Genomic DNA, 6,677 nt, shown 5'->3' on the forward strand with positions numbered 1-6,677 from the left:
ATTCTGGCATGGAGAACGTCGTGCAGAGAGATCACCCGATCCCCTTGGCCAGCCTGTCGAAGGCGACGAGCATCCTGAGCAGGCTCTCCATCTGCTTCAGCGGCACCATGTTGGGTCCGTCGGACGGGGCCTTGTCCGGGTCGGGATGGGTCTCGATGAAGACGCCGGCGACGCCGACCGCCACCGCCGCCCGCGCCAGAACCGGCACGAACTCCCGCTGGCCGCCGGAGGACGAGCCCTTGCCGCCCGGCTGCTGCACCGAATGGGTGGCGTCGAAGATGACCGGCGCGCCGGTCGTCTCGGCCATGATCGGCAGGGCCCGCATGTCGGAGACGAGGGTGTTGTAACCGAAGGAGACGCCCCGCTCCGTCACCATGACATTGGCGTTGCCGGCCTCGCGAATCTTGGCGGCGACATTGGCCATGTCCCAGGGGGCGAGAAACTGGCCCTTCTTGACGTTGACGACGCGGCCCGTCTTCGCCGCTGCGACGAGCAGGTCTGTCTGCCGGCACAGGAATGCCGGGATCTGCAGGATGTCGACGACCTCGGCGACGGCGGCGCACTGGTTGATCTCGTGGATGTCGGTGATGACCGGCAGGCCGAACCGCTCCTTCACCTCGGCGAAGACCGGCATGGCGGCCATGAGGCCGATGCCGCGCGACGATTTGCCGGAGGTGCGGTTCGCCTTGTCGAAGGACGACTTGTAGACGAGCCCGATGCCGACCTTCGTCGTGATCTCCTGGAGCGCCGCGGCGACCTCCAGCGCATGATCGCGGCTTTCCATGGCGCAGGGGCCGGCGATGAGGGCGAGCGGCAGGCGATTGCCGAAGCGCACGCCCCCGACATCGACGGTTGCCTGTTCGAGAGCTGCAATCACGTCATGGTCCCTTCTCGCGCCGCGACGGCGGGGCTGGTCTGCCGGGCGGGTTCTCGCAGACCCGCCCGTGCCGATCAACCCGAGATGGGATCGCGGTCCGTGCCCGTCAATCGACGATGGCGTGCGGCACGAAGCAGGAGGCGTTGCCGGTGACGAGGCCGGCATCCTCGCGGATGCCGATTCCGGCCGGATCCTGATCGATGATCCAGGAGCCGATCACCGGCCGCATCCGGTCGAACACCACCTCCGGCGCCAGCGCCTGGATGACCCGCGGCAGCGTGTCATAGGGACCCTCGGGCGCGGCGACTGTCACGCCGCCGCGGCGGATCTCCACATTCGCACCCTCGCGGGAGAAGATCGGCTTGGCCACATAGTCGCGACCGATGTTCGACGCCGCCGGATCGCCCTCGTAGTAGCTTTCCAGCAGGTTCGGATGGCCCGGCGACAGCTTCCACAACTCGGGCAGGATCGCCTTGGTCGACAGCAGCATCTTCCATGGCGGCTCGATCCACACCGTCGGCGAGCCCGGCATGGCCGAGCCGAATTCCTCGTGGATCAGCCATTCCCACGGATAGAGCTTGAACAGCGTCCGGATCTCGCGGTTTTCCTCGTCGACGAAGCGCCCCGTCCGGTCGAGACCGATCGAGGCGATGTCGAGGAGCACCACCTGGTGGCCCGCCTCGCCGGCGCATTCGGCCATGTACTCGACGTTCTTGCGGTCCTCGATCTCCTCGGAAAAGGCCGTCATGTGCAGAAGGCTGGCCGTCGGCCAGGCCGAGAAGCGGGCGATGAGCTGGTCGTGCAGGTTGTTGAACTGGTCGGCGTTCTTCGGCAGCACACCGGCCTTGATCCGGTCCTCCAGCCAGTACCACTGGAAGACGGAGGCCTCGTAGAGTGAGGTCGGCGTGTCTGCGTTGAACTCCAGCAGCTTTGGCGGGCTCTTGCCGTCATAGACGAGGTCGAAGCGGCCGTAGAGGCTCGGATCGTGGCGGTCCCAGCTCTGCGCGATCCAGTCCCAATAGGTCGAGGGAATGTTGAGGCGCTTGAGATATTCCTCGTCGCGCACGGCACGCCCGGCCCATTCGCCGCACATCGCCACCAGTTCGGCCGTTCCCTCCTCGATGTCGTCCTCGATCTGGCGCAGCGTGAAGCTGTAATAGGCGCGCTCGTCCCAGTAGCGCTCGCCGTCCGGCATGGCGTAGGCGAAGCCGTATTCGTCCGCGAGCGCGCGCCAGTTGGGGCGTTCGGCGATGGCGATCCTCTGCATGTCATCCACCCCTGCTGGAAGAACTGGAGAAGCCTCGGGCGGTCGATCCGAACCCCGACCGCGTCACCCCCTGGCTCTGGCCGGAGGAAAGGCCCGACGAACTGCGCCCCGCCGACGAACTGCCGCCCCAGAAGTAGGAGCGCGAGGTGCTGCTCGACGACCGGCACGTCCGGGCCGTGCTGAAAGGCACGCCCGCGAGGGTCTGGTAGGCTCCACCGGCGCCGAGCGACACCGGCTGCACCGACCATGGACCGGAACCCGCGCGGGACAGTCCGACCGCCGCCGCCCCGCCGGCAAAGGCAGCCGCGCATTGCGGCCCGGGCATCAGCGCCTCGCACTGGGCGACCGAGGTCGCCACCTGCCCGACCGAACAGGTCTGCCGCGTGCCGCCGCCGCCGAAGCCGTTGGTGACGACCATCGCGCCGACGCCGAGGACCGCCATGGTGCCAAGCCCGGCCGGCGACAACAGCATGGAGCGCTTCTGCCGGGGCGGCGCCGCCGCATCCACCCGCACCTGGGGCTTGGGAAGGTTGCGGCGCTGCTTCTTGCCGAAGGGCGGCTTCTGGGGAGGTTTCTGGTCCGTCATCGGCCCCTCCTCATGTCGTCATCGAGGCGGCGGCCAGTTGACCTCCGGCGATGGACACCGCCCCGAGCCAGATGCCGGCGGAGAGTTCCTGTCGTTCGATGCGACCGCTGAGATCGTCGATGATGACGCGCGCGAGGTAGTAGATGACGATCTGGATAAACAGCGACACGCAGGCCCAGAGTGCGTTGTCGAGGATCGATTCGGAATATTCGACTGATGCCGCGAGCGGCAGCGAGAAGCCGATCAGGCTGCCGGCGAGCGAGATGGCCGCCGCCGTATTGCCCTTGCGGATCAGGTCGAACTCGTTGTGGCGGGTGATGGTCGTATAGATCGCGCCGAAGATGACGAGGAACAGAATGGCGAGCGCATAGTGCGCGAGAAAAGCCGGAAAGCCCGAGAGATAGTCCGCGATGATCATAGCCCCTCCTGACCGTTGCCAGCCGAGGCTAACGCCGGACCGGACGGGAGACTAGCCTCGCCCGAACACCGGCACGACCCTGTCGGGCGCTCCAGGTCTGAGGCAGAAGCCGGTAGCCACCGGCACGAATCCGACGGCGCGTGCGGCCGGCTGACAGGAACGATAGATGTCCTCGCATTGCTGGCGCATGTCGAAGACGGGTCCCGTCTGTGTCAGCCGGCGGTTGGCCTCGGCCAGGTGCCCCTGGCAGCCGGAGACCGTGCGACCGCTGGACACGCAGGAGGCGACGTCGCGATAGACGGCCGCACCGGCGCATTCGCCGCCGGTGAGCATGACGTAGGCGACGATGGCCCCCGCCGTCAGGATCACCAGGGAGCCTGCGACCGCGACCGGCTTCATCAGACCAGGCGCGACTGCGCCTTGGCCGCCTCGATGAACGAGCGGAACAGCGGATGGGGATCGAAGGGCCGGCTCTTCAGCTCGGGGTGATACTGCACGCCGATGAACCAGGGATGGTCCGGGTATTCGATCGTCTCGGGCAGAACGCCGTCGGGCGACAGGCCGGTGAAGACGAGGCCCTTGTCCTCAAGCCGTTTCCGATAGTCGAGATTGACCTCGTAGCGGTGGCGGTGGCGCTCGGAAATCACGTCGGCGCGGTAGATCGAGGCGATCTTCGAATCCGGCTTCAGATGCGCGGTATAGGCGCCGAGCCGCATGGTGCCGCCGAGATCGCTGCCCGAACTGCGCTTCTGCAGCTCGTTGCCCTTCAGCCATTCGGTCAGCAGGCCGACGACAGGCTCAGGGGTCGGGCCGAACTCGGTCGAATTGGCATTGGTCACGCCGGCAAGGTTCCGCGCCGCCTCGATCACCGCCATCTGCATGCCGAAGCAGATGCCGAAATAGGGCACCTTGCGCTCGCGGGCGAAGCGCGCTGCCCGGATCTTGCCCTCGGCGCCGCGCTGGCCGAAGCCGCCGGGCACGAGAATGCCGTGGACGTCCTGCAGGTAGGGCGAGGGGTCCTCGTTCTCGAAGACCTCGCTCTCGATCCACTCGAGGTTGACCTTGACCTTGTTGGCCATGCCGCCATGGGCCAGCGCCTCGATCAGCGACTTGTAGGCGTCCTTCAGCCCCGTGTACTTGCCGACGATGGCGATGTTGACCTCGCCCTCCGGGTTGTGGACGCGCGAGGAGACATCGGCCCAGCGCCGCATGTCCGGCTCGCCCTTCACCTCGATGCCGAAGGCGCGCAGCACCTCGTCGTCGAGCCCGGCCTGATGATAGGCCAGCGGCACGTCGTAGATGGAGCCCGCGTCGCGCGCCTCGACAACCGCCGAGGGGCGGACGTTGCAGAACAGCGCCAGCTTCTTGCGCTCGCCCTCCGGGATGGGCCGGTCGCAGCGGCAGAGCAGGATGTCGGGCGCGATGCCGATGGAGCGCAGTTCCTGCACCGAATGCTGCGTCGGCTTGGTCTTCAACTCGCCCGCCGAGGCGATGTAGGGCAGAAGCGTCAGGTGGACATAGATGCTGTCGCCCTCAGGCAACTCGTTGCCGAGCTGGCGGATGGCCTCGAAGAAGGGCAGGCCCTCGATGTCGCCCACCGTGCCGCCGATCTCCACCAGAACGAAGTCGAAGCCCTCGTTGCCGGTGCGGACGAAGTCCTTGATCGCATCGGTGACGTGCGGAATGACCTGGATCGTCGCGCCGAGATAGTCGCCGCGCCGCTCCTTGGTGATGATGTCCTGGTAGATGCGCCCCGTCGTGATGTTGTCGGCGCGCGTGCAGGGCCGGCCCGTGAAGCGCTCGTAGTGGCCTAGGTCGAGGTCGGTCTCCGCGCCATCGTCGGTGACGAAGACCTCGCCGTGCTGCGTCGGGCTCATCGTGCCGGGATCGACGTTGAGATAGGGGTCGAGCTTGCGCAGCCGGACCGTGTAGCCACGCGCCTGCAGCAGGGCGCCGAGCGCCGCCGAGGCCAGACCTTTTCCGAGGGACGAGACCACGCCGCCGGTGATGAAAATATACCGCGTCATGGGGCCTCCTCTTTAAGGCGCAACGACCGATTCGGGTAGCGAGACGAAGGCCTGTCGCCCTCTTCTCCCCGGACAAAAGAGAAGGGCCGGTCGCCCGGCCCTGGTTCGATGTTCGTCCTAAGCCGGCTGAGCGCGCTGGCAATGGCCGCGGGCGGCAATTCCGCCCTCGTCCCCAGATTACTGTCGCGGGGCCGCCGGAGCCGGAGCCGCGGGGGCGCCGGGAGCCGCCGGCGGCTGCGACAGGCCGCGCAGGCCCTCGAGCATGCCCGTGCCGCCCTGGCCACCACCCGACTGCGGCACCTGCGGCGTGGCGGGAGACGCCGGGGCCGCCGGCGTCGCCGGAGCGCTGGTCGCCGGACGGTCGAGCAGCGAGCGGGGGCCGCGCGCCTGCGTCGCCAGAAGGGCGAGGACGATGGAGGTGAAGAAGAAGGCGCCCGCCAGGATCGCCGTCGCCCGGGTCAGGACGTTGGCCGTGCCGCGCGAGGACATGAAGTTGCCGCCGCCCCCGCCCATGCCGAGGCCACCGCCTTCGGAGCGCTGCAGGAGGACCACGACGATCAGCGCAAGCACGATCATCAGGTGAACGACGAGAATGACGGACTGCATGGCCGCGGAACGGTCCCTGGCTCGAAAGAATGGGCGTCTCTACACGATCGGACGGGACTTGCCTACCCCAAGCGAGTTGAGCAGCATTTCGTGGGCATCAACGAAAGCCGTGCGCCGTGTTTCATCATCACCCAGTCCGAATATCCACAGATGCCGCACCGATACGGCAAGGGGCCAACATGGGTTGCCCCTACTGCTTGGCCCGAAGGCCAGTTGGTCGGAAACATGGAACGGAGATAATATTCTTATACCAAGGGGCGCGACCGCTGACTCGCGAGGGATTCCCATCGGCGCGTGATCGTGATTCAAGATAGCATGGAGGGTCCATGCCATGGCCAAACCGATTGCGCTCACGGGAGAATGGACGGCGCCGGAGCTGCGGCGGCTGGCGGCGGCCTCGCGGCACGCGAACCAGAGCCGGCGGCTTTTGTCGCTGGCGGCGGTGCTGGACGGGATGAACCGCACGGAAGCTGCCAGGATCGGCGGGATGGACCGCCAGACGCTGCGGGATTGGGTCCATCGCTTCAACGACCACGGCCCGGAAGGCCTGAAGGACGATCTCGCGCGGCCGAGGCCACGTCGGCTGACCGCGGCGCAGGAGGCCGAGTTGGCCGCCATCGTCGAGACCGGTCCCGACCGTGCGGTCCATGGCGTGGTGCGCTGGCGGCGGGTTGACCTCCAGGCGCTGGTCGCCGAGCGCTTCGGGGTCCAGTACCACGAGCGCACGATTGGCAAGCTTCTGAAGACGCTCGGCTTCTCGCACGTCAGCGCGCGTCCGCGTCACCCTAAACAGGATGGCGAGGTCATCCAGGCGTTCAAAAAAACTTCGCGCGCACGCTCGAAGCCCATGTCGGCCGGGTAGCCCGCCGCAAGCCCATCGAGATCTGGTTCCAGGA

The 6,677-nt window shown here is 67.2% G+C and carries 7 protein-coding genes and 1 pseudogene; 1 reads left to right on the forward strand and 7 read right to left on the reverse strand.

The annotated features are described in order from the left end of the window. Positions 1-31 precede the first annotated feature (31 nt). From kdsA to secG, 7 genes are all read right to left on the reverse strand, one after another. Positions 32-877 carry a 3-deoxy-8-phosphooctulonate synthase gene (gene kdsA, locus ACJ4V0_RS17820; protein WP_448300945.1) on the reverse strand — a complete coding sequence of 282 codons (846 nt, stop codon included), beginning with the start codon at positions 875-877 and terminating at the stop codon, positions 32-34. 106 nt (positions 878-983) lie between these two features. Further along, positions 984-2,144, reverse strand: coding sequence for a glutathionylspermidine synthase family protein (locus ACJ4V0_RS17825; protein ID WP_448300946.1), 1,161 nt, complete (start codon positions 2,142-2,144; stop codon positions 984-986). A 1-nt stretch (position 2,145) separates the two neighbouring features. Continuing rightward, positions 2,146-2,730, reverse strand: coding sequence for a hypothetical protein (locus ACJ4V0_RS17830; RefSeq protein ID WP_448300947.1), 585 nt, complete (start codon positions 2,728-2,730; stop codon positions 2,146-2,148). Positions 2,731-2,740: 10 nt separating this feature from the next. Beyond that, complete coding sequence (locus tag ACJ4V0_RS17835) at positions 2,741-3,148, reverse strand: DUF350 domain-containing protein (RefSeq protein ID WP_448300948.1); 408 nt, start codon at positions 3,146-3,148, stop codon at positions 2,741-2,743. A gap of 51 nt (positions 3,149-3,199) precedes the next feature. Then, positions 3,200-3,547: a DUF1190 domain-containing protein gene (locus ACJ4V0_RS17840; protein ID WP_448300949.1), complete on the reverse strand. Its 348-nt coding sequence runs from the start codon at positions 3,545-3,547 to the stop codon at positions 3,200-3,202. Further along, complete coding sequence (gene pyrG, locus ACJ4V0_RS17845) at positions 3,547-5,175, reverse strand: CTP synthase (RefSeq protein WP_448300950.1); 1,629 nt, start codon at positions 5,173-5,175, stop codon at positions 3,547-3,549. The genes ACJ4V0_RS17840 and pyrG overlap by 1 nt, the downstream gene beginning before the upstream one ends. A gap of 177 nt (positions 5,176-5,352) precedes the next feature. Then, positions 5,353-5,781: a preprotein translocase subunit SecG gene (gene secG / locus ACJ4V0_RS17850; protein ID WP_448300951.1), complete on the reverse strand. Its 429-nt coding sequence runs from the start codon at positions 5,779-5,781 to the stop codon at positions 5,353-5,355. A 331-nt stretch (positions 5,782-6,112) separates the two neighbouring features. Between secG and ACJ4V0_RS17855 the strand changes: the two are divergent. Then, a pseudogene (locus tag ACJ4V0_RS17855) lies at positions 6,113-6,677 on the forward strand (IS630 family transposase); the annotation flags it as partial.

The organism is Phreatobacter aquiterrae, assembly GCF_053471285.1.

Coding starts and splice junctions, on each gene's coding strand:
- ACJ4V0_RS17825 (WP_448300946.1), bottom strand. CDS start 2,144: ATGCAGAGGATCGCCATCGCCGAACGCCCCAACTGGCGCGCGCTCGCG.
- pyrG (WP_448300950.1), bottom strand. CDS start 5,175: ATGACGCGGTATATTTTCATCACCGGCGGCGTGGTCTCGTCCCTCGGA.
- ACJ4V0_RS17835 (WP_448300948.1), bottom strand. CDS start 3,148: ATGATCATCGCGGACTATCTCTCGGGCTTTCCGGCTTTTCTCGCGCAC.
- ACJ4V0_RS17840 (WP_448300949.1), bottom strand. CDS start 3,547: ATGAAGCCGGTCGCGGTCGCAGGCTCCCTGGTGATCCTGACGGCGGGG.
- secG (WP_448300951.1), bottom strand. CDS start 5,781: ATGCAGTCCGTCATTCTCGTCGTTCACCTGATGATCGTGCTTGCGCTG.
- ACJ4V0_RS17830 (WP_448300947.1), bottom strand. CDS start 2,730: ATGACGGACCAGAAACCTCCCCAGAAGCCGCCCTTCGGCAAGAAGCAG.